This window comes from Marinimicrobium sp. (assembly GCF_002695945.1).
Classification (GTDB): Bacteria; Pseudomonadota; Gammaproteobacteria; order Pseudomonadales; family Cellvibrionaceae; genus Marinimicrobium; species Marinimicrobium koreense.
The window spans coordinates 1-22202 of record NZ_NZQP01000018.1 but is presented as its reverse complement, the minus strand read 5'-3'; the positions used below and the strand labels follow the sequence as shown (position 1 = coordinate 22202).

Sequence of the window (22202 nt, the reverse complement as noted above, 5' to 3'; positions counted from 1 at the left end):
CCCCTCTTCGCCTATTGACAAGCGAGACGCCGCTTCCTATCGTTTCAGCGTCACTTTTCAGTTAAGGAACATCAATAAGATGCAAGACGCACACGATCTGTCGCTGATGCTGGACTCCAAAGTCCCGCTGGTGGTCATTGAGACTCATGAAGAAAACAAGGCCATCAACTTACTCCAGCGGGTCGCGCGGGATAAAGCGCGGCCGCTGTATCGCTGGTCGGTGACCGACGGATTGACCACGATGGGTTTCGGCCCCCAATTGGTTCCCAAAGGGCGTGAACATCAGGAGCCGGCCGAAGTGCTGGAGCACATCAAGGCACAGGATACGCCGGGAATTTATCTGCTGTGCGATTTGCACCCCTACCTGAACGATCAACCCCATACTGTGCGTCTTCTCAAGGACATTGCGCTTAAACACGAGCAGACACCCCATGCCATCGTGTTGCTGAGTCACCGGCTGACGCTGCCGCCGGAAATCAGCCGCTACAGCGCCTCCTTCCAACTGTCTCTGCCCACGGACGAACGCATTCTGGCGATCATCCGGGAAGAGGCGCGTCACTACGCCGAGCAGAACGGTCAGAAGCGCATCAAAACCGACAACAATACCCTGCGCCGACTGATGGCCAACCTCCAGGGATTGAGCGCCAGCGATGTACGACGATTGGTGCGGGTGGCCATATGGCAGGACGGCGCCATCACCGAAGAGGATCTGCCGGCGGTCAATAAAGCCAAGTTTTCCCTGCTGGATATGGGCGGGGTCATGAGTTACGAGTACGAGACAGCCGACTTCTCCCAGGTGGCGGGATTACACAACCTAAAGCGCTGGCTGGAGGCTCGCGGCAAGGCCTTTCACAGCCGGGACCCGGGAATAGAACAACCCCGGGGCATCCTGTTGCTCGGGGTCCAGGGTGGCGGCAAAAGCCTGGCCGCAAAGGCCGTGGCCGGCACCTGGAACCTGCCGTTGCTGCGCCTGGACATTGGCGCTCTGTACAACAAGTACCACGGTGAAACCGAACGCAACCTGCGCGAAGCTTTGGCGATGGCGGATGCCATGGCGCCCTGCGTTCTCTGGCTGGATGAAATCGAAAAGGGCCTGGCACAGGGCAACAGTGACGACGGCACCTCACGACGGATGCTCGGCACCCTGCTCACCTGGATGGCGGAGCGCAAAAACTCGGTCTTTTTCACCGCCACCAGCAACGATATCAGCAAGCTGCCACCGGAGCTGATTCGCAAAGGTCGGGTCGACGAGATCTTTTTTGTCGATCTACCCGATGCCGACGTGCGCCGGGCAATTTTTGACATTCACCTACGCAAGCGGGATTTGAACCCCGAGCAGTTTGACCTGGCACTGTTGAGTGAAGCGAGCGACGGTTTTAGCGGTGCCGAGATTGAGCAGGCCATTGTCGCTGCGCGCTACAGCGAGGGGCGAGACGGGATTCGTACCGAGTGCATTCTGAGGGAGATAGGCAACACCAGCCCACTCTCGGTGGTGATGGCAGAGCCGCTGAAGCAGTTGTGGGCGTGGGCGGCGGAGCGCACCATCCCCGCCTGATTACCCGACGGGGAGTCAGGAGCCAGGGCGCCTATGTGGCTTGGCCCGGACGTAAATCGTTCGATGCACTCGCGCCACCAAATGCCCGTGCTCATCGACAATATCGACGGCAAAATTGGGCAGGTACTTTTTTCCGTCAGCGGTGTGCTCTCGAATTCGTTCAAGGGTGGCATCATCCAGCGAGAACTCCGCCTTGACGGCTGTACGCCCCGGGGCAATAAAATCAATATGGGCGCTTTTGTCCCAGACAAAATAATCCCGCCCCAAGTTGTAGGTCAGCATCATCATGTACCAGGGATCGGTCATGGCAAACAGGCTGCCACCAAACTGGGTACCCACCATATTGCGGGTGTGGAAGCGGCGCTTTAAAACCACTTCGATACGCCGAAAATCTTCACTGATAAACGTCGCTTTGATACCGGCAAAAAACAACGGTGGCCAGAAATTTACCAGCCGACGGGCCCATTTCCAGTTCATAGCCTACCCTTCCGTGAGTACCAGGTTATCCCGGTGAATCAGTTCATCGTCGTCCTTGTAACCCAGTAAAGCCAGAATATCGCCACTGGGTCGACCGAGAATCTTGCGCGCCTCATCAGCGGAATAATTGACCAGACCCCGGGCAACTTCCGTCCCATCGGGTCCGACACACACCACCATATCGCCCCGGGTAAAAGCCCCCCGGATTGATTTGACGCCCACCGGCAGCAGGCTGCGACCTTTCTCCCGCAGAATCTTGACCGCCCCCTCATCCAAAACCAGGGTGCCACGGGTCTGCAACTGACCGGCGATCCAGCGCTTACGCGCCGCCTGTGGTTCCTGCCCGGCGTGCAGCAGCGTTCCCAGCGGTTCGCCCGCCCGGGCACGCAGCAGCGCCCGCTCGGTGCGTCCGCCGAGGATCAGGGTATCGGCACCCGAGCGAGCGGCGACCCGCGCCGCCCTAACTTTGGTCAACATACCGCCGCGCCCGAGGGCACCGCCTCCGCCGGCCATGGCTTCCAGGGTCGGATCATTCGCGGACAATTCCGGCAGCAGCTTCGCGTCGGGGTTGGAGCGCGGATCGCTGTCGTACATGCCGGACTGGTCCGTCAGAATGACCAGTAGATCCGCTTCAATCAGGTTGACCACCAACGCACCCAAGGTGTCATTATCACCAAACCGGATTTCATCGGTGACCACGGTGTCGTTTTCATTCACGACGGGCAACACGCCCAGATCGAGCAGCGTGCGCAACGTGGAGCGGGCATTCAGGTAGCGCTGGCGGGACGAGAGGTCATCGTGGTCGAGCAGCACCTGAGCGGTGTGCAGACCGTATTGCTGGAAGGCGCTTTCGTAGGTCTGCACCAGCACCATCTGGCCGACCGCCGCAGCGGCCTGCAGCTGATGCACCGCGGTCGGGCGACGCGTCCAGCCGAGCCGGGTCAGGCCGGCGGCCACCGCGCCGGAAGAAACCAATACAATCTCGACACCGGCATGACGCAGTTCGGCCATTTGCGCCACCCAGTCGTTAATCGCGCGGACATCGAGCCCTCGGCCATCGTTGGTCAGCAGGGAACTGCCAATTTTAACGACCCAGCGCTGAGTGGTGGTTACCGAACTTCTGTCTGCCATGTTGAAAGGGTTCCGTTTAACGTACGTATTCTACTTCGACATCATAATCGTCATCATCGAAGTCGTCATCATCGTCGTCACCCTTACGTGCCGCACGGCGACGCAAACGAAGCTCCTCGACACGTTCGCGCACTTCCGCAGCCATATCTGCCTGGAATTGCGCCTCGCGCTCGCGGGCCTCTTCATTTTCGGATTCGGTTTCCCAGATGTTTTCCAGATGCGTCATCAGCTCGCCGCACAGGGGCTCTGTGCCCTGCCGTTGCAGCGCCGAGATACGGAACACCGGCCCTTCCCAACCGAGCTTGTCCACCAGGGCCTGGCAGCGCGCGTCGGCTTCATCCTCCGGCAGCAGGTCGATTTTATTCAACAACAACCAGCGCTCCCGCGTGGCCAGGGTCGGGCTGAAACTCTCCAGCTCGTTGGCAATGGTGCGCACCTGCTGGACCGGATCAGAGTCGTCCAGCGGCGCCATGTCGACGATATGCAACAACACCCGGCAGCGGGTGAGGTGCTTGAGAAAGCGAATCCCAAGACCGGCGCCATCGGCGGCGCCCTCAATCAACCCCGGAATGTCGGCCACGACAAAGCTGCGATGTTTCTGTACTTTGACCACACCGAGGTTGGGCACCAGGGTGGTAAAGGGGTAGTCGGCCACTTTCGGTTTGGCGGAGCTGATGGCGCGAATGAAGCTGGATTTGCCGGCATTGGGCAGCCCGAGCAAACCGATGTCGGCCAATACTTTCAGTTCCAGCTTGAGGTTGCGCATTTCGCCTTCGGTACCATGGCTGGTCTGCCGGGGCGCGCGGTTGACGCTGGATTTGAACCGGGTGTTCCCCAGCCCGTGAAAGCCGCCCTGGGCGACTTTGAGCTTCTGGCCGATTTCGGTCAGGTCGCCAAGCTGTTCGCCGGTGTCGCTATCGATGACGGTGGTGCCGACGGGTACCGGCAACAGCAGGTCTTCGCCTTTGCTGCCGGTGCAGTTTTTACTCCCACCTTTTTCGCCATTTTGGGCGCGGTAGCGGGGCTGGAACCGATAGTCGATGAGGGTGTTGAGGGCTTCGTCAGCCACCAGGTACACACTCCCGCCGTCGCCACCATCGCCACCATCGGGGCCACCTTTGGCAATAAATTTTTCCCGTCGGAAGCTGAGGCAACCGTTGCCGCCTTTGCCCGCTTCGACGTGAATGGGCGCTTCATCTACAAATTTCACTTTCTTACTCCCGACAGGGTTGATCTAACTTTAAGGGTGCCACTATTGCGGCCGGGCCGCTGCTGGGTATGGTCTTCCAAGACACGCCGTAAACCCATCCATGGGGGCTCGGATCGCGGGTCCCCCGCTCTACGGTCTTGGAAGACCATACCCAGCATCGACCCTAAGTGCCAAATTCCAGCTTGTTCGCTCAAATTGGCCTTAAAAAAGCGACTTCAACCAACTTAAGTAGCAGCTTGCTCCGAAGGTAAAGGCCTTGAAGGGGAACACCCTTTCGAGACCGTGGAGCGGGGGACCCGCGATGCGAGCCTACAGGGATGTATTCACGGCGTGTCTCGAAAGGGTGTTCCCCTTCAAGGCCCCCTCCCAACTCGACGCAAGTCCATCCGACAACTTATAACAAAAAAGCCCCATCGATAGTTCGACAGGGCTTTCCGAGGTGTGTTCGCCCGAGGGCGACAACCGTATTTAAGGACGTCTTAAGCGACTTCGACGCTGACGAACTTACGGTTTTTCTCACCTTTGGTTTCAAACTTCACCCGGCCTTCGGCCTTGGCGAACAGGGTGTGGTCCTTACCAATACCCACATTCACACCGGGGTGAAATTGAGTGCCGCGCTGGCGAACGATGATGCCGCCGGCGGGGATGGCCTGGCCACCGTATACTTTAACGCCAAGGCGTTTACTTTCGGAATCGCGCCCGTTGCGCGTACTACCGCCTGCTTTTTTGTGAGCCATTGTCTAAACTCCTCTTAACCTTTGATTCCAGTGATTTTCACTTCAGTGAACCACTGACGGTGGCCCTGACGCTTCATGGAGTGCTTACGGCGACGGAACTTGATGATCCGCACCTTTTCGCCACGACCGTGGCTGACCACTTCGGCGGTCACTTTGGCGCCGTCTACGACGGGAGCGCCCACTTTAACGTCGTCGCCATTGGCAACCAGATAAACCTTGTCGAATTCCACAGTTTCACCGGTGGCGACTTCGATTTTTTCCAGCTTGAGGGTTTCCCCTTCCACGACGCGGTGCTGTTTGCCACCACTTTCAAAAATTGCGTACATAGTTGCTCCAAATACTCAGTTTGGACGACACGAAGCAGCGAACAGGGCGCTTTCCGGGGCTTGCGTCGTTGGTTCGGTTTTTCAAGGGCGGCGATTGTATGCGAAGTGGCGACCGATAGCAATAGGGTTATGGCCTCTGCCCCATCTAAATTGAGCTGGAGCCACCATCTCGCCCGATCTGAGGCGGAGCAGTCCAGGTAGGTCGGATCGGTCCGAAGCTTCGGAGCGCAGCGTAATCCGACACTCTCAGGGTCTACACACCAGTCGGCGCTGCTGTCGGATTACGCGCTGCGCGCTAATCCGACCTACTCCGGCCCCTCGGGCCGGGCGAAAATCAGCGAATGTAGTCGGCTAGAAGCAAGGATTGACGGCGGACGCCCTGGACGAAAAGCTCCGCGACCTGTCGGGCGCCCCGGCGCTGCAGGTGGGTATTGTCGTCTTTGCCATCGGGCAGGTTGGCGTACTCGCCTGCCGNAATCTGCATATAGATGTTGGCTGACCCCNCTACGCCGGCATCCAGCAGCAGCTGGCGGGTCATGACATTCAGATCCACCANAGGCACGCCCCGCTCGCTGGCGACGGCGCGGGTCACCTCCGGGTAGTCACCCANGGTGGCTTCGGGCTGCCCGTCATCGGTGAATGCCCGGCGGTAAATGGAGGTNACCAGGATGGGCTTNGCGCCCCGGGCCAATACGTCATCGACCATCCGCTCCAGGTTGGNCCGATAGTCCGTCCANGGGGCGGCGTAGCGGGTTTCATCGTAGTCTTTCTGGTCGTTATGGCCGAAGCCNATCACCACGAAATCCCCCGCCTGAAGCCGCTCCATGACGGCCTCCCAGCGCCCCTCGTCGATAAAACTCTTGGTGCTGCGTCCGTTTTTGGCGTGGTTTTCCACTTCNATGTNGTCGGTCAGATATTCCGGCAGCGCTTGGCCCCAGCCGGTTTCCGGGTATTTTTCTTTCGGCTGGTCCGCCATGGTGGAGTCGCCGACCAGGAACAGGGTGGGCTTGGTCGCCTCTTCGACGGGGGNCTGGGTGGCGCAGCCAACCAGGAGGGCNGCGGCGGCCAGTAAGGGGGTGAGGCTGTGTAAAAANGAGGTTGATGTCATTGNTCTGGTTCTCTCTNTATTTATGGTGCTTTTAGAGTTGGGTTGCGGCGGATGCGGGCTGCGCCCTTATCCGCCCTACGGGTGGCTCGGAGGTTGCGTAGGGCGGATAAGCGAAGCGCATCCGCCGTAACCGACGTCAATGTAACACCCATACGTTGTGCAGGGCGGATTCGGTCCGACGTATCGGAGCGAAGCGCATCCGCCGTTACAGTCTACCTACTCGCCCAACACTTCGTTCAGCCGCAGCCAATCCTCGGCGGCGCGGGGCCAATTNGANGCNGTGCCCTCATTGGGCTCCAGGCCAAAACCGTGGCGATCGGTCTGGTAAATGTGCAGTTCCGAGGCCGGGCTGTGGGGCNGCGCCGCTTGATAGAGCTGCAGGCTGTTGGCCACCGGTACACTCTGATCGCCGTTGCCGTGCACCAGAAACAGGGGCGGNGCTCCCGGTTTGACTTGATTTTCCAGAGAGTGTTCAGCGCGATCCTGCGCACTCGGCTCTTCCCCCAGCANCGCCTGNCGGGATCCCTTATGNGTATAGGGGTCCTCCATGGTCGCCACNGGGTANAGCAGCATNGCGAAATCCGGCCGNGCNCTGACNCGCCCCCAGGGGTCGTCCTTCAGACTNTCGTGGGTAAACCCTGAGCGNAGCGCCACGCTGCCCGCNAGATGNCCTCCGGCCGAAAAGCCCAGTACGCCAATGCGNTCCGGGTCCANCCCCCAGGTGGCGGCATGCACCCGCACATACCGAACNGCCCTCAGGCCGTCCAGCAGCGGTGCCGGGTGGCCGTAGTCNTCNAGGCGGTANTTGACCACAAAGGCAGCCACCCCTAGCTCATTCAGCCAGCGCGCCGCCTTGACGCCCTCTTTTTCANACGCCAGCCACTTATAGCCACCGCCCGGAAAAATCACGACGGCCGCGCCNTTCGGCTTTTCCGGCCANAANGGNGTGATNCTGGGGTTATCGACCGCCACGACACGGTCATTGCGAATATGCTCACGGTCCGGCTCGACGGGCGCCTGCTCGGACCAGATCCGGAACGGAGATTGTGGGCGCTCACTCTGGGCCTGAGCCACAAGGGGCAGGCACAGCAGCACGCTCAGGACAGTANAAAACCTAAGACTCTCTCTCATGNAAACTCCCTCTGTTGTGGGGCAATTGTTCTGTTTATAGGCGACCNGAGCTTACCATAATCAAACGGCGTCCGCGGCCCTTCGCTTTATCGCCCCCAAGGCTCTATAATTGCGCCTTTTACCATTTCGCAGACCGNAACAGGCCCAACACCCCGATGGAAGAGCAATATCATCCCGCGCATGTCGAAACCCAGGCCCAGAGTTACTGGGACGAGCATCAGACCTTCAAGGTCGTGGAAGATCGCAGCCGCGAAAAGTTCTACTGCCTGTCCANGTTCCCCTACCCCAGCGGCAAGCTGCACATGGGCCATGTGCGCAACTACACCATCTCCGATGTGATCGCTCGCTATCAGCGGATGCAGGGTAAGAACGTGCTNCACCCGATGGGTTGGGACGCATTCGGTCTGCCGGCGGAAAACGCCGCCATCAAGCACCACACCGCGCCCGCAAAATGGACCTACGCCAACACCGACGCCATGCGCCAGCAGCTCAAGGAGCTGGGGTTCGGCTTTGACTGGTCCCGCGAAGTAACCACTTGCAAACCCGACTACTACCGCTGGGAGCAGTGGTTCTTTACCCGCCTGTACGAAAAAGGGCTGGTGTACAAAAAGAACTCGGCGGTGAACTGGTGCCCGGAAGACCAGACCGTACTGGCCAATGAACAGGTAGAGGAAGGCTGCTGCTGGCGCTGCGGCACCCAGGTGGAACGCCGGGAGCTGGCCCAGTGGTTCATCAAGATCACCGACTACGCCGATCAGCTGCTGGCCGACCTGGACAAGCTGCCCCACTGGCCGGATCAGGTCAAAACCATGCAGCGCAACTGGATCGGCAAGAGCCGGGGCGTGGAAATGCGCTTTGAGCTGGTCGAACCGGTGGCGAAGCACCAGAGCTTTGATGTTTACACCACGCGTCCCGATACCCTGATGGGCGTCACCTACGTCAGCCTTGCCGCTGAACACCCGATCAGCCTGGCGTTGGCGGAAAACAACCCGGAACTGGCGACCTTTATCGAGGCCTGTAAAAAGCAGTCCGTGTCCGAGGCCGATATGGCCAACATGGAAAAGAAAGGCATGGATACCGGCATCAAGGCCAAGCACCCGATTACCGGCGAGCCGGTTCCGGTCTGGATCGCCAACTATGTGCTGATGGACTACGGTTCCGGCGCTGTCATGGCGGTGCCCGCCCACGACCAGCGGGATTTCGAGTTTGCCCATAAGTACGATCTGCCGATCAAACAGGTGATCGCACCGAAAGGCGATGAGCCCTGTGATATCAGCCAGGAGGCCTTTACCGAAAAAGGCGTGCTGGTCAACTCCGGCGAATACGATGGTCTGGATTTTGATGCGGCCTTTGAGGTGATCGCCCAGGCCCTGAAAGCCGCCGGTCAAGGCAAAGTCACCGAGAATTACCGCTTGCGCGACTGGGGGGTCTCCCGTCAGCGCTACTGGGGTGCACCCATCCCGATGTACAACCTGCCCGACGGCGGCGAAATCCCGGTGCCAGCGGACAAACTGCCGGTATTGCTGCCCGAAGAGGTGGTCATGGACGGCGTCCAGTCGCCGATCAAGGCCGACCCCGAATGGCGTAAGGCGGAACTCGACGGCCAGGCAGTGGAAAAGGAGACCGACACCTTTGACACCTTTATGGAATCGTCTTGGTACTACGCCCGCTATACCTGCCCGCAGTACGACAAAGGGATGCTGGACCCGGAAGCCACCGCCTACTGGTTGCCCGTGGACCAGTATGTGGGCGGCATCGAGCACGCCATCCTGCACCTGCTGTACGCCCGCTTCTTCCACAAGCTGATGCGCGATGAGGCCCTGGTCAGTTGCGACGAGCCGTTCGACCGCCTGCTCTGCCAGGGCATGGTGCTCAAAGACGGCGCCAAAATGAGCAAGTCCAAAGGCAACACCGTGGACCCGGGCGAATTGATTGAACAATACGGCGCCGACACCGTGCGTCTGTTCTCCATGTTTGCCGCTCCGCCGGAGCAGAGCATGGAGTGGAGCGACTCCGGTGTGGAGGGTGCCCACCGGTTCCTGCGCCGGCTCTGGAAAACCGTGCACGCCCACCTGCAGGCTGGTGAGCCGGGCGACCTGAATGCCGACACCCTGCCGGACAGCCAGAAAGATCTGCGCCGCAAAACCCACGAAACCATCGCCAAGGTCAGCGATGACTACGGCCGTCGCCAGACCTTCAACACCGCCATTGCGGCGGTGATGGAGCTGATGAACGAAGTGGGCAAGCGGGCCGATCGGGCAACCCCGGAGGGGCTCGCGGTGGAGCGCGAGGCACTGGAAGCCTCGGTCCTGCTGCTCGCCCCCATCGTGCCCCACATCACCCAGGCGCTGTGGTCGGCACTGGGGCACCAGGATATTCCGCTGGACGCCCGCTGGCCCGCGCTGGATGAGTCCGCCCTGACCCGCTCGAGCATTGAAATCGTGGTTCAGGTCAACGGCAAGGTACGGGACAAGATGCAGGCGCCGGTTGACGCCCCCAAAGACGACATCGAGCAGCAAGCCAAAACCCTGCCCAATGTTCAGCGCTTTCTCGACGGGGTGACGGTACGCAAGGTGATTGTCGTACCCAACAAACTGGTCAATATCGTCGCCAACTGAGTCCTGCCGGGCGGGAGTTTCCCGCCCAGCGCGATCGCGAGTGCCAAGGGGGCCTCAATGTCTGTCCGCTCAATGATGATTGCTGTTTTGATACTGCTGACCGGCGCCTGTGGCTGGCAATTGCGCGGCTCCGTCGCCCTCTCCAGCCTGACAGACACCCTGCACCTGACCAGCCCGGACGATTATGGCGCGCTCATGGTCGAGTTGCGCAACCGGTTGTCGGCGGATGATATCCGGCTCACCGACTCACCGACCGAGGCCCGGTATACCTTGCGGGTCAATCGGGAGCTGGTGGACAAGCGGGTCGCCGCCGTTGGTAGCGATGCCTTGGCCAGCGCCTACGAGCTCACCCTGAGGGCCGAGTTTGACGTGCTGGACCAGCGCGGCATCCCCATCGCCACCCGCTTGGTCAGCAGCGTGACCCGCTCCTACAACGCCAGCTCCGGCAGCGCCGGCAGCAGCGCCCAGGAAGAAGTGCTGCTGACCCGGGAGATGCGCACCGAGTTGGCTCAGCAGATACTCCGCCAACTGCAGGCCGCGATCAATGCGGCACAAGCCGAGGGACTGGTTTCCGACGCACCCGACGCTCCGGATGAGACCCCCAATGGCGAAACTACGCCCTGAACAACTCGGTCAGGCTCTGAATAAAAGCCTNGCNCCCATTTATNTGGTCAGTGGTGATGAGCCCCTGCTCGTCCAGGAAGCCTGTGACCAGATTCGCGCCGCCGCCCGCTCCCAGGGGTTCGGGGAACGGGAGCTCTATCATGCCGACGCCAGTTTTGACTGGACTCAGCTGCTCAGCGCCGCCAACAGCCTGTCGCTGNTCGCCGACCGGAAGATTCTGGAAGTCCGCCTGCCNACNGGCAAACCCGGCGACAAGGGAGGCAAAGTGCTGCAGGAGTACGCCAAGGCGCCGTCGGAAGACAATCTCCTGCTGGTGGTCACCGGCAAACTGGATCGCAACGCGCTGAAAGCCAAGTGGCTCAAGGCCCTGGANGACAGCGGCAGCCACGTGCAGGTCTGGCCGGTNACCCCCGCCCAACTGCCCCGCTGGATCGCCCAGCGGATGAAAGCTGCNGGCCTCACCGCCGACTCGGCAGCCATCGACCTGTTGGCCTCCCGCGTCGAAGGGAACCTGCTGGCGGCCGCCCAGGAGGTCGAAAAACTCAAACTCCTGACCGACAGNCCGGAAATCAGTACCGAACTCATGGCCTCGGTGGTCGCCGACAGCGCCCGCTANGACGTCTTCGGNNTGGTGGACAAGGCCCTNCANGGNGACGCCCGCGGGGCCGTAAAATCGCTCCAGGGGCTGAAAGTGGAAGGTACNGAGCCCATTGCCCTACTCTGGGCNCTGGCCCGGGACCTACGCGCGCTGGTCCAGATTTCCCAGGCCGCCTCNCANGGCATTCCGTNNGANCGGGCNGCCCAGGCCGCCGGCATCTGGAATANACGCCAACCNCTNGTACANTCCGCCCTGCGNCGNCTCTCNCCGGGNCANCTNCAACAACTCCTGCGCAAAGCCAACGGCATCGACCGGGCCATCAAGGGGATGCGTCAGGCCGACCCCTGGGCCGAGCTGCTGGACCTGACGCTTAACCTCGCCGGAGTGCAGANCCTGCAGCCGGCCAACGAGCGACTGTCGCTCAAGTTATAACCTTCCAGCCCCTGNCCGCCGGGGCCTCCCCGCCTTTTTTCACATCTCTTATGGCGTTGTCAGCGGTTTTGGCATAACAATATCGTCATTATGACCATAAAATTTTACGCGACTTATGGTCAGTTAGAACATTTGTGTGCTATGTTATCGCTCATGCAGTCTCTCCGAGGGCTTTTGGCCCCAACATACCCCGCCGGGCCNNGGGGNAAGACCGCAAGAAAGATGGCGGCAAGCCAGCCGAGTTCGGTCAACTTACGCTAAAGACTAGAATAATAGAGGGTTTAGATATGTTACAAAAACTGCTCATCGCGCTCTGCACAATTTTTGTGCTCTCCGCCTGTGGCGGGGACCTTGATCTGGGGCCGGANACTCTGCCTNACCAGAACCCCGACAATCCCGAAGAACCGGAAGAGCCAGAAGAACCCGAGGAGCCTGCTGANCCTCGGATCCTGACATTTGTTCCGTTTAACGAAGCTGCACAGGCCGANGGCTGGGCCAGCCGTTGCGTTGAAACCTGCAACGCCACTGCCGAGCTGAGCTGGAATGAGTCCGAGGAAGTCCTNGCCATTGAGCCCGCTTGGGCCAGCGATGAAGACCAGTTGGAAGTTTTCAGCCCCATTGATGAAGTCAATGACCTGGAAGGCTCACACATCAGCGCCTGGGTCTTTGTCACCGACGCCTATGTCAGCGATGGCAACCTGGCGGCGCACCTGGTTCTGGGCAACGCCGCTGGCGGCACCGCCTACAGCCGNGCCTTNGAGGTCGAGGCTGGCTGGAACCGCATCGAAATGTGGGAAATGATGGCCGGNACCGGCGANACCGTNACCGACGATGAAGGCAACGAGTCGGTAGACTATGGCACCTTCCTCACCCACTCCGACGGCTTTGAGCTGCGCAACGTCAACGAATTCGGTGTCGCCTTTGCCGCCAANGGCAAACCCACCGATGTCGTCGGCCAGCTCTGGTTGGACAACGTGACCGTCACTCCGGCTTCCGGAACCGGCCCGCTGATCGTTGAGGCGGATGACGAAGCATGGACCGTGATGGACGCGCCCGGCGAAGTGACCGTTCAGCGTGACGGCGAAGGCGGCGTTTACTACGAGCCGACCGCAGCCGATCAGAAGCTGGTTTATCTGCTGGAAGGTCCGGTGGACCTCGTCGGTCGCAGCTTCGACATGACCTTTACCGTCGACCAGGCGTTCAAAGACTCTGGTGCCGATGTCCAGCCCATCATTCAGCAGAATTTCGGCAGCTATACCGGCGAATTCGGCTGCTACGTGGGCAACGGCTCACTGACCGCAGGNGAACCCTATGAAGTGACCTGTGCTACCGAAAACGAAGCGTTTGTCGCTGAAGAAGGCCAGAACATCCGTGTCGGCCTGCAGGTGAAAAACGAAGTCGCTGGTCGCGTCACCATCAACAGCATGCAGATCAACATTGTTTCCAGCAGCGGCGACTCGGGTCCGTTTACCATCACACCGACTCAGGAAGCCATTGATGCCGGAACTTGGGATGTCGACAACTGGCAAGGCCTCGCCGGCGCAGCTGAGCTTTCCTTCGATGCAGGTCAGGGCGCACTGAGTATCGCCCCCAACTGGCAAGTGACCGATCCAGACGAGCAGTACAGCGAAGGCGAGCGCACCGTCATGTACGTCGCGGGCGAAGGGGAGCTGCCAGATCTTGAAGGCGCGACCGTGGGTGTAGAACTCTACCTCGGCGACTACTACACCACCGAGAACCCGGGCCTGGCACTGCAGATTTTCATCCAGCAGAACAGCGGCAGCTACACCGGCAACTATGGCAGCAACATCGCCGTCGCCGCGGCCGAAGATCTGGGTGATGGCTGGTACCGGTTCGAGCGGGTCATGACCGGAGTGCCCACTGAGCCTACCGCGCAACGCGTGGGACTGAAGCTGCAGGGCGCCGGACTTGAAACCCGGGAAGCGGAAGCAGAACCGATTCTGCTGCGTGCCATTACGGTCGAATAAAAGACCGGCAACACCTGAAGTAAATAAAAAACCCGGCTCTGGCTCAGAGTCGGGTTTTTTTGTTTTTGAGTACTCCCGCCCGCAATACCGACCTTCCCGTATAAAGCGAATTTAGCCTTATAAAAAGTGGCNTCTAAATAGCAAAAAATTATTGAGACGACTTATAGTCTTTTAGAACATTTGTGTGCTATGTTTAGTGAACCAGCCTGGGAGTGGCCAGCGTTTTCAGCGCCGGGTCACGTCGCTATCTGGCTCTGTGAGTGGCCCCTGGCCCCGACAGTCATCAAGCCTCTCACCATTTACAATAACGATAGAGGAACAACACGATGTTACAGAAATTCATGATTGCACTGTGTGCAGTGTTTGCACTTTCCGCTTGCGGCGGCGACGATCAAGACGATCAGAGCCGTATCGTTCTCAACCCACCGGAAGACCTNAATGCTGGCGAAGATGAAGAGNCAGAAGAGGAAGAGGAGCCGGAAGAAGAGCCTCCGGTAGAACCCTGGGTNAGCGTNACCTTCGATGCTGAAACCGACATCGACTCCTGGGANGCCGTGTGTGTNAGNGCCGAATGCAACGCCACNNCNACNCTCGCNTANAACGCTGACGCNCAGGCNATGGACGTAACGCCNGACTGGCTTACGGCNGNCGACGAGATNGANGTGTCCACGCCGATTGATCCGGAAATCGCTGACCTGAGTGGCGGATTTGCCCACCTGAACCTCTTTGTNCCCGNGAGNCATTCCGGCATGATCGCCCAGGTATTCTTCCAGGATGCNTCNGACCGTAAAGGTTACATCGGGTACACNACNACNACCGCCGGNTGGAANANNNTCTANCTNGANANCATCGCNCTNGANGNNTTTGGCTTTGCCAANGANGGNTTTGANCTNACCGCNATCAACCGGATGGGCGTTCAGATCCAGAGCGCNGANGGNTTNCTNGANCTGNATGACACCCTNCATATCGATGATGCCATCATTTCCTCCGAGGCGATTACCGTNGAGGAAAAACCGGTCATGCCCGTNACNCTNGAGCCTCTGGCCACCGGTGATGAAAGCTTTACCTTTGACAGCGATGNNCAGGGCTGGANCAANGACGGCAGCGCCGGTTCAGCGGTCAGCCACGACGCGGATNCCGGNGCGCTGGTGATCACCCCTGATTGGGACAACGCCGATGAGGGCGGTAACCGTCCNAAAGCCATGGGCATAACCACCAACGTAATCAGCAACGCCACTGTGCGCATGATAGTTACCCTGACCGAAGCTCAGGTCGAAGGTGGTATTGGTGTACAGCCTTATATCCAGCAGAACGCTGATCCCTTTAATCAGGTATTTGGCAGCATTACAACCACTGGCCTGGTCGCCGGCGACAACCTGATCACCTACGAAGCCGGAGAGCTAGAAAATGCCATGCGCATCGGCGTACAGCTGGTCGGTCCCATCACTGGTGGTGAAGCCGATGTCGCGCTCATCAAACAAGTAGAGATCGACCTTCCGGAAGGTAATGGTGAAGAAACCAACTCCGGAATCACTGTAGACATGACTAGCGGTTGGCGTGCAAGCGGTGACTTAACGGTCAGCTATAGCGAAGCTGGCGTCAGCTATCAACCAGAAGCGGCAAGCGATCAGATGGTATTCGACCCTGCAGGCCCTGCAGACTATGCTGGCGCGGACATCGTGTTTACCTATGAAGTTGATCAGGCGTTTATCGACAGCGGCGCCAACTTGCAGCCTTTCTTTCAGTTGAAAGATTATGCAAGCTGGGACTACCACTTCTGCTGGATTGGCAACGGCGATTTGGCGTTGGGAGAGCAGACGTTTACTTGCACCATTCCTGCAACACTGGAAAATGACAATGCGCCAACCATTCCGGATGGCCAAACCGCGCAAGTCGGCGTTCAAACCAACGGCGGCGGCGCGGGCACGGTAACGATCAGCAGCGTGACCATTAACCTCGCGGAGTAAAACCTCCCAGAAAAAACCCGGCTCAGGCCGGGTTTTTTTGTTACTGATATTACTCCCCTTCCTTTCCAAACGGCTTGGTCATCAAGATCAACTTGGGCAGCAGCGTCAGAGACCCCAGTATNGCCGCAAACATNGCCANCGCNGTGAGCAACCCGAAATAGATGGACGGGATAAACTCCGACAGCGCCAGTATCGAAAACCCGACGATGATGATCACCGCCGTGTANTACATGGCGCGGCCGATGGATCCNTGGGAAGCGTGCATGGAGTCCACGTAATTCTTCCGCNGCGAAAACTCATTGCGGAAGCGNTACAGGTAATGAATNGCATGGTCGACACCGACGCCCACCGTAATGGCNGCGATGGTGATGGTCATCATGTCCAGCGGTATACCCGCCAGCCCCATGCCNCCAAGCACNACCNCCGCCGCCAACATATTGGGCAGGATGGCGATGATGGCAATGGTCAGCGAGTGGAACAGCACCAGGAACATCACCATGATGCCTATGAAGACCGCCCCCAGGGTCACAATCTGGGAGCTGAACAGNCTCTGCAACATGTTGTTNTACANCACCAGCATGCCGGTAAAGCGNATNTTNTCTTCNTCAAAGCCCAGCTCCTGCACCGCATGCGTNCGNATTTTCTCCACCAGNTCNGTGCGTTTGAGTTCCGGGCTGGTTTCCTGGACCCGCAGAGANATACGGGCCTCGTTGTGCTCATCCGANAGGTAAGGCTCAATCAGCACCTGTTTGATGTTGTCCGGCAGGGCATTGCGCATCACCCCCAACTCAAAATTNTTGAGCCGCCCGCCGTTGATNTCGGAAGCCACTTCATAGGCGATGGCCAGGGAATTCACCTTGCCGATTTCCGGNAGCGATTCCAGGTANTNGTGCAGCGACTGAANCTGCTCCAGTCCGGCNCGGGTAAACCAGACNCTGTCGTTGCTGGCCTCTCCCTGNTCGCCTTCNGTGGCAAACGGGTCGTCGCTCTNNGGCGTCGCAAANGGGTCGGNCTCCTGCTCCGGTTCGGCGAACGGATCGTCCTCTCCAGCGGCTTCTTCCTCCGGACTCTTGGTAAGAATAATGTCCAGATTGATGGTACCGCCCAGCTGCTTGTCGATAACCGACATGCCCTGGTAGATCTCGGTATCTTCATGGAAGTAATCNATAAACCGGTTTTCCACCTCCAGGCGTGTGCTGCCATAGGCGCTGACCAGTGCGGCGGTCAGGGCAATAAAAATCACCAGCGCCCCGTGGCGCTCGGCAAACCGGGAGAAGATCAGAGTGAANGCCCCGGACTGNTCGCCCTTGTCTTTGGGCTCCCCTTTACGCCATAGCATCAGTCCGGCCGGAATCANCACGAACGCCAGCACGAATGCCACACTCAGACCGATGGTCATCATCCAGCCGAANTCGATCACCGGNCGAATATCNCTGACCACCAGNGAGACNAAGGCCACAATGGTGGTCAGGGCNGTATACAGACAGGGCCGTGCCATAAAGCGCACGGTGGTGAGCACCAGCTCGTCCTTGGGCGCCTCGGGCGACTGTCGGTGTAGCTCTCGAAAACGCACNATCAGATGAATGGTCAGTGCCAGGGTCATGATCAGCAGCAGGGCGACAAAGTTGGAAGAGATGACCGTCATGCGCCAGTCGATCCAACTGAGCCAGCCCAACATCAAGACCACAGAGAGCACACAGGTCGACAAGGGTAGAATCACAAAGCGCCACTGCCGGAAGATGATGGCCAGCATGGCAATGATGAACACCANAATNGCNCTGCCAAACACCACCANNTCGCTCTTGATAAAGGCGATCATGTCCGCNGTGATCATGCTCACGCCNCCCAGAAACANCTCGGCCCGGTCTTCGTAGCGACTGAGAATATCCCGNACCTCTTCCACCCGGGCGTGATCCCGCTCGGTCAGCTCGGTGCGATAGGCCCGAAACTCCTCGCTCACCGCCTCNAGCTCTTGNGCTTCCCCTTCNTCGAGTTCACCCTGAGAAGCCTTCGCCCGCAGGGCATCGCGCTTTCGAGCCAGGTTGAGGTAGCGATTGTTTACCTCGAGGTTCAACTGGATAGCCGTGGTTTCCAGNTCGTCACTNAGCAGCGTGTCGCGGTAGATGGGGCTGGTCAGAAACTCTTCTTTGGCCGCTTCCCGGTCTACGCCNTCGGTCAACAGCGTCCGTGTCGACTCCTGCTGCTCGGACAGCGGGCGCATCGGGCTGTAGAGCAGGGGCACATCCAGAATCGAGTTGATACTGGCCACGCCGTCCACCTCGGCCANNTCATCCCGNAGGGCCTTGAGCGTNTCGATNGACTCATCGGAAAACATCTCGGCTTCGGGGCTGTAGGTCACNACCAGGAANTCGCCACTCTGGTAGCGCTGGTTGATCTCCCGAAAATAATCGATCGACCGATCATTTTCGAGGGTCAGCGAATCCGCCGACGCATCCAGCTTAAGGTTGGGCAAGCCCGCCGCCGCCACAGCGGCCAGCAGGACCACAGTCGCCAGGGCAATGCCGGGGTGGCGCAGAACCGTCGTCCGGTACAGGACATCAAGCATTTTCAGCATAGGTGAACCTTAAAATCCATTGAGGGCCAGGGGGTGACAGTGTACCCGAAACCACCGGGGCAAGCGGTGCACAGGACAACATTCCTTTACGTTCTCGGGCCGGATTTGCCAACCGGGTTATGGTAAAGTCAGGAAAACACCCGATATAATCGGGCATTGACCGCATTCGCTCGAGATGGAAGAGGTTATGCTCAAGCTCCAGTTCAAGGATCAGCGACAACCCGCCTTCTGGGTGGCGGAAAAACTGTACAGTATTGGAAGCGACAGCAATAACCACCTGATTCTGCCGGATGATGGCATTGCTCCACTCCAGGCCCGGCTCATTGCCACCGCCGACAAAATCTTCCTCAAGGACAACAACAGCCCCAGCGGCTGCTTCGTCAATGGCCAGCGCATTACCCAGAAAGAGATTCTGCCCGGCGACGAGATCCGCCTGGGCCCGGTCGCCTTCGACGTTCTGCCCCCCACCGACGCGCCTGACCCCGGAACCAACCCCGCCGACCCCTGGCGTCTGGTCGCCAGCGGCAGCTGGCTGGCCGGACAGAGTTATGAAATCCCCAGTGAGGGCACGGTGGTGCTCGGACGCTCCAATCAGTGCGATGTCGTCATCCCAGGCACCCACTTGTCCCGCCGCCACGTCGAACTGAGGGTTCAGGGCGGCAGCCTGCGCATCAAGGACCTGGGATCGGTGAACGGCACCTACCTCAATGACCGGCCCGTCACCGACGCGCTGGCCCACGGCGGCGATCAGTTGCGCCTCGATGTCTACACATTCAAGGTGGTCAGCCCGTCCGGGGACCGGGAGCGCACCCGCCTGCGGGCCACAAGCACGGTCAATCGCCCCCCGGAGCCACGCCCGAAGAAGCCCCTGGACGACAAGCCCCGCCGTTGGAAAACCCGCCCCACCTCACCGGGGAACCGGCAGGAACCCACCTATCAGGAGCGCCGTCAGGAGCTGTGGCTCTGGCTGGTGGTTCTGGCGGCGGCCATGCTCCTGATTGGCGGTTTCTACTGGGTGTGAGTGGGTCCTTCGGGGAACTGTGGTAAAATCCCGCCGCTTTTTCATTCATTGAACCAGTAGGATCATCAACCCATGAGCTTTGACAAGGTAGCTTCCGGCAAAAACCTGCCCGACGACATCAACGTCATCATCGAAATTCCGATGAACGGCGAGCCCATCAAGTACGAAGTGGATAAGGACAGCGGCGCGATTTTCGTGGACCGCCTGCTGGGCACCTCCATGCACTACCCCTGTAACTACGGCTACGTGCCCCACACCCTGTGCGGCGATGGCGATCCGGTGGATGTGCTGGTGGTATTCCCCCACGCCCTGCCCGCCGGCTCGGTCATTCGCTGCCGCCCGATTGGCGTGCTCAAAATGACCGACGAATCCGGGGAAGACGCGAAGGTCCTGGCCGTGCCGATCGACAAGGTCACGCCGATCTACAGCCAGGTGAAAGAAGCTCAAGATCTGCCCGAGCTGACCCTGAATCAGATCAGCCACTTCTTTGAGCACTACAAGGATCTGGAAAAAGGCAAGTGGGTCAAGATTGATGGCTGGGCCAACGCCGAAGCGGCTCGTCAGGAAATTCTGGACTCTGTGGAACTGTACAAGAAGGAGGGCTAACCCTCTCCTTCCAGTCGCAGACCACTGAGATCGGGCGCCACAGGCGCCCGATCTCGTTTCAGCTCTCCCATATCGGAACCCACCGGCGCCACCTCAAAGTCGGGCGCCGCCACTGGTGGCGGCTCCGGCGCCCGCTCGTCAGCCTGCAGCAGTTCGGCACCGACGTCTGCCAGGCCCCAATCATCCGGCTCCACCGCCATCAGCGGCAGATCGGCCCGTTCATGCTCCGGAAGCAAATCCTCTCCGGGCTCGGCCAGTTCAAACGTCGGTATCGGTACCTCCTTCACCTCGGCCGAGGCTCTCTCGCTGGCATCCAACAGTAGTCCCTGTGCCGGGCGGAGGCTGAGCCCACTGATATCCACCGACACCGGCGTCAAACGTGGTCGCTCGGAGGGCTTCAGAAGAGGCCCCACCGGGGCAAGGCTGAGGCCTGATGACGCCGGACGCTGGGGGCGGCTAGACGGTCTGCCAGCCTCCGCCTCGTTCCGGGCTGGCATGAGCTCAACCAGGGCTCCGGCTTTTTGCAGGACCTGCTGGTACTTCTGCGCCGTGGCCCGGTCCAGTCGGCGCTTGACCGCTACCGGTCGGCCGGTGAACAGCCGCTCAATGGTCGCCGCGTCGGCTTTGAACAACTGCTGCAGACGCTCCTTGACCGTTGCCAGCGGCTGCCCGAGGACAATGTCCCCCCTAAAGATCAGATCGAACCGCTCATCCGCCATGCCAGGCTCCATAAGGTGAAAACTACGATGATACAGGGATTGTCATACCCCGATCTTAATCAGCCCTATGCTCACCCGCAATATAAACCCCCTTCTTTAGTGACAAAACAGTCTCTGATAATGCTGGCGGCTGATCAATATTCGGCCAATACTGAAGGTCCGGATTTTGATTCGGACAACCTTGGAGGGTAGCTTATGAACGCCTATTCACGTCCGCAACTGGTGTCTCACGGCCAGTTGAAACAGGCGAACGAGGTTCGGCGCAAGGTGGAGCAGGACATTGCTTTCCTCAGCGACCGCATTGCCGCCCTGGAGGCTCAATCGCGCCCCAACCGGCCGGTGATTGAAACCTATCGGACGATGCTGGAAAGCCGCCAATCCGTTCTCAAATGGTTGCAGGATGGGGAGCTCCGGCACCAGGCACCGCGTGCCCGTGCTCTATAGTCAGTCCGAACCCGCCCCGTTCAGTTCCTGATCCATATCCCTGGCAGGCACGTCCCCTTTAGGATGTCCCACCACCCGTGCCGGTACACCCGCAACGGTGGTGTGGGGCGGCACCGGATGCAGTACCACGCTGCCGGCGCCGATTTTTGCACATTCGCCGATGTCGATATTTCCGAGAATTTTGGCCCCGGTACTGATGAGCACACCCCGCCCCACTTTGGGATGCCGATCGCCACTGAGCCGACCGGCACCGCCCAAGGTGACCGAGTGCAACATGGAGACATCATTGCCAATGACGGCCGTTTCTCCAATGACTACCCCAGTGGCGTGATCAATCATAATGCCGCTGCCGATGCGGGCACCCGGATGGATATCCACGCCAAACGCCTCAGAGATCTGATTCTGTAGATACAGCGCCAAGCCCCGTCGCCCCTTCAGCCAGAGGTGGTGAGCGAATCGATAGGACTGAAGTGCATGAAACCCCTTGAAAAACAGAAAGGGCGTGGAGTATTTCTCGCAAGCCGGGTCTCGCTCACAGTGCGCATAAATATCGGCGCGCATGGCCGCTTCGATCTCAGGCGATTCGGCCATCGCTGCCTCAAACACTTCCCGGATCATCATCGCCGGGACCGCCTGACTGTCAAGTTTATTGGCCAGGTGGAAGCTCATGGCACTGGCAAAACTGTCGTGATTGAGCAGGGTGGCGTGATAAAAACTCGCCAGCGCCGGCTCTTCCTCGGAAGCCGCCTGGGCTTCTCGCCGAATGGAGTGCCAGAGTTCATCGGTGAGCTGGGTCAAAGGCAAAGTGTATTCTCCTGAGTTCGCCGTATCCGGTCTGTTGTCACGACATCCTATTGTCGCACAGGCACAAAGCGCGCGCGAAACCGCATCAGGAATTCAGGCTGCTTCATAAACCCCCCAATACACAGCAGGAC

General features: G+C 59.4%; 18 protein-coding genes and 1 pseudogene. 9 read left to right on the top strand and 10 right to left on the bottom strand.

The window, feature by feature from the left end:
- Positions 1–79: 79 nt before the first annotated feature.
- Positions 80–1555, top strand: coding sequence for a Ycf46 family AAA ATPase (locus CMG77_RS03165; RefSeq protein ID WP_286805619.1), 1476 nt, complete (start codon positions 80–82; stop codon positions 1553–1555).
- A gap of 15 nt (positions 1556–1570) precedes the next feature.
- Here CMG77_RS03165 and CMG77_RS03160 read toward each other — a convergent pair whose 3' ends face one another.
- The 7 genes from CMG77_RS03160 to CMG77_RS03130 form a co-directional block, all read right to left on the bottom strand.
- Positions 1571–2032 (bottom strand): DUF4442 domain-containing protein, encoded by a 462-nt coding sequence (locus CMG77_RS03160; RefSeq protein ID WP_286805621.1) that lies wholly within the window; start codon positions 2030–2032, stop codon positions 1571–1573.
- A gap of 3 nt (positions 2033–2035) precedes the next feature.
- A complete protein-coding gene (gene proB, locus CMG77_RS03155) occupies positions 2036–3163 on the bottom strand; it encodes a glutamate 5-kinase (protein ID WP_286805623.1) in 1128 nt (375 codons plus the stop codon).
- Positions 3164–3179: 16 nt separating this feature from the next.
- Positions 3180–4373 (bottom strand): Obg family GTPase CgtA, encoded by a 1194-nt coding sequence (gene cgtA / locus CMG77_RS03150; protein ID WP_286876465.1) that lies wholly within the window; start codon positions 4371–4373, stop codon positions 3180–3182.
- Positions 4374–4852: 479 nt separating this feature from the next.
- Positions 4853–5110 (bottom strand): 50S ribosomal protein L27, encoded by a 258-nt coding sequence (gene rpmA, locus CMG77_RS03145; RefSeq protein WP_024460889.1) that lies wholly within the window; start codon positions 5108–5110, stop codon positions 4853–4855.
- 14 nt (positions 5111–5124) lie between these two features.
- A complete protein-coding gene (gene rplU / locus CMG77_RS03140) occupies positions 5125–5436 on the bottom strand; it encodes a 50S ribosomal protein L21 (RefSeq protein ID WP_024460890.1) in 312 nt (103 codons plus the stop codon).
- Positions 5437–5770: 334 nt separating this feature from the next.
- Positions 5771–6544 (bottom strand): rhamnogalacturonan acetylesterase, encoded by a 774-nt coding sequence (locus tag CMG77_RS03135; protein ID WP_286903601.1) that lies wholly within the window; start codon positions 6542–6544, stop codon positions 5771–5773.
- Positions 6545–6760: 216 nt separating this feature from the next.
- Positions 6761–7675 carry an alpha/beta hydrolase gene (locus CMG77_RS03130; protein ID WP_286903600.1) on the bottom strand — a complete coding sequence of 305 codons (915 nt, stop codon included), beginning with the start codon at positions 7673–7675 and terminating at the stop codon, positions 6761–6763.
- 155 nt (positions 7676–7830) lie between these two features.
- On the opposite strand from CMG77_RS03130, the gene leuS reads away from it, so the two are divergent.
- The 5 genes and pseudogenes from leuS to CMG77_RS16085 all read left to right on the top strand — a co-directional run bounded on the left by leuS (position 7831) and on the right by CMG77_RS16085 (position 15902).
- A complete protein-coding gene (gene leuS / locus CMG77_RS03125) occupies positions 7831–10293 on the top strand; it encodes a leucine--tRNA ligase (RefSeq protein ID WP_286903599.1) in 2463 nt (820 codons plus the stop codon).
- 57 nt (positions 10294–10350) lie between these two features.
- The gene (locus CMG77_RS03120) at positions 10351–10917 is read left to right on the top strand and encodes an LPS-assembly lipoprotein LptE (RefSeq protein ID WP_123637976.1); all 567 of its coding nucleotides are present in this window, start codon (positions 10351–10353) and stop codon (positions 10915–10917) included.
- Positions 10838–11947 (top strand): DNA polymerase III subunit delta, encoded by a 1110-nt coding sequence (gene holA / locus CMG77_RS03115; RefSeq protein WP_502691736.1) that lies wholly within the window; start codon positions 10838–10840, stop codon positions 11945–11947. Before CMG77_RS03120 ends, holA begins: the two co-directional genes overlap by 80 nt.
- 287 nt (positions 11948–12234) lie before the next feature.
- Positions 12235–13935, top strand: a complete 1701-nt coding sequence (locus CMG77_RS03110; protein ID WP_286903597.1) for a family 15 carbohydrate-binding domain-containing protein — start codon at positions 12235–12237, stop codon at positions 13933–13935.
- 326 nt (positions 13936–14261) lie between these two features.
- A pseudogene (locus tag CMG77_RS16085) lies at positions 14262–15902 on the top strand (family 15 carbohydrate-binding domain-containing protein).
- Between the two features lie 49 nt (positions 15903–15951).
- Here the strand turns inward: CMG77_RS16085 and CMG77_RS03100 are convergent.
- On the bottom strand, positions 15952–18123 hold the full coding sequence (locus CMG77_RS03100; RefSeq protein ID WP_502691737.1) for an efflux RND transporter permease subunit: 2172 nt from the start codon (positions 18121–18123) through the stop codon (positions 15952–15954).
- Positions 18124–18664: 541 nt separating this feature from the next.
- Here CMG77_RS03100 and CMG77_RS03095 point away from each other — a divergent pair.
- Together CMG77_RS03095 and ppa are read left to right on the top strand one after the other, a co-directional pair.
- The gene (locus CMG77_RS03095) at positions 18665–19498 is read left to right on the top strand and encodes an FHA domain-containing protein (protein ID WP_286805490.1); all 834 of its coding nucleotides are present in this window, start codon (positions 18665–18667) and stop codon (positions 19496–19498) included.
- A 72-nt stretch (positions 19499–19570) separates the two neighbouring features.
- Positions 19571–20104 (top strand): inorganic diphosphatase, encoded by a 534-nt coding sequence (ppa, locus tag CMG77_RS03090; RefSeq protein ID WP_024460900.1) that lies wholly within the window; start codon positions 19571–19573, stop codon positions 20102–20104.
- On the opposite strand, the gene CMG77_RS03085 is transcribed toward ppa, so the two are convergent.
- Positions 20101–20823, bottom strand: a complete 723-nt coding sequence (locus CMG77_RS03085; protein ID WP_286805489.1) for a hypothetical protein — start codon at positions 20821–20823, stop codon at positions 20101–20103. The two genes, ppa and CMG77_RS03085, sit on opposite strands and share 4 nt — an antisense overlap.
- Positions 20824–21018: 195 nt before the next feature.
- Here CMG77_RS03085 and CMG77_RS03080 point away from each other — a divergent pair, with 195 nt between their 5' ends.
- Positions 21019–21267: a hypothetical protein gene (locus CMG77_RS03080; protein WP_286805487.1), complete on the top strand. Its 249-nt coding sequence runs from the start codon at positions 21019–21021 to the stop codon at positions 21265–21267.
- Here the strand turns inward: CMG77_RS03080 and cysE are convergent, their stop codons facing one another.
- Entirely contained in the window at positions 21268–22065 is a 798-nt protein-coding gene (gene cysE, locus CMG77_RS03075; protein ID WP_286805505.1) for a serine O-acetyltransferase, read from the bottom strand.
- Positions 22066–22202: the final 137 nt, after the last annotated feature.

Excerpts from the sequence above, each read along its gene's own strand:
- ppa (WP_024460900.1), top strand. The coding sequence starts at position 19,571 with ATGAGCTTTGACAAGGTAGCTTCCGGCAAAAACCTGCCCGACGACATC.
- CMG77_RS03095 (WP_286805490.1), top strand. The coding sequence starts at position 18,665 with ATGCTCAAGCTCCAGTTCAAGGATCAGCGACAACCCGCCTTCTGGGTG.
- CMG77_RS03120 (WP_123637976.1), top strand. The coding sequence starts at position 10,351 with ATGTCTGTCCGCTCAATGATGATTGCTGTTTTGATACTGCTGACCGGC.
- CMG77_RS03160 (WP_286805621.1), bottom strand. The coding sequence starts at position 2,032 with ATGAACTGGAAATGGGCCCGTCGGCTGGTAAATTTCTGGCCACCGTTG.
- rpmA (WP_024460889.1), bottom strand. The coding sequence starts at position 5,110 with ATGGCTCACAAAAAAGCAGGCGGTAGTACGCGCAACGGGCGCGATTCC.
- CMG77_RS03085 (WP_286805489.1), bottom strand. The coding sequence starts at position 20,823 with ATGGCGGATGAGCGGTTCGATCTGATCTTTAGGGGGGACATTGTCCTC.
- proB (WP_286805623.1), bottom strand. The coding sequence starts at position 3,163 with ATGGCAGACAGAAGTTCGGTAACCACCACTCAGCGCTGGGTCGTTAAA.
- rplU (WP_024460890.1), bottom strand. The coding sequence starts at position 5,436 with ATGTACGCAATTTTTGAAAGTGGTGGCAAACAGCACCGCGTCGTGGAA.
- CMG77_RS03165 (WP_286805619.1), top strand. The coding sequence starts at position 80 with ATGCAAGACGCACACGATCTGTCGCTGATGCTGGACTCCAAAGTCCCG.
- CMG77_RS03080 (WP_286805487.1), top strand. The coding sequence starts at position 21,019 with ATGAACGCCTATTCACGTCCGCAACTGGTGTCTCACGGCCAGTTGAAA.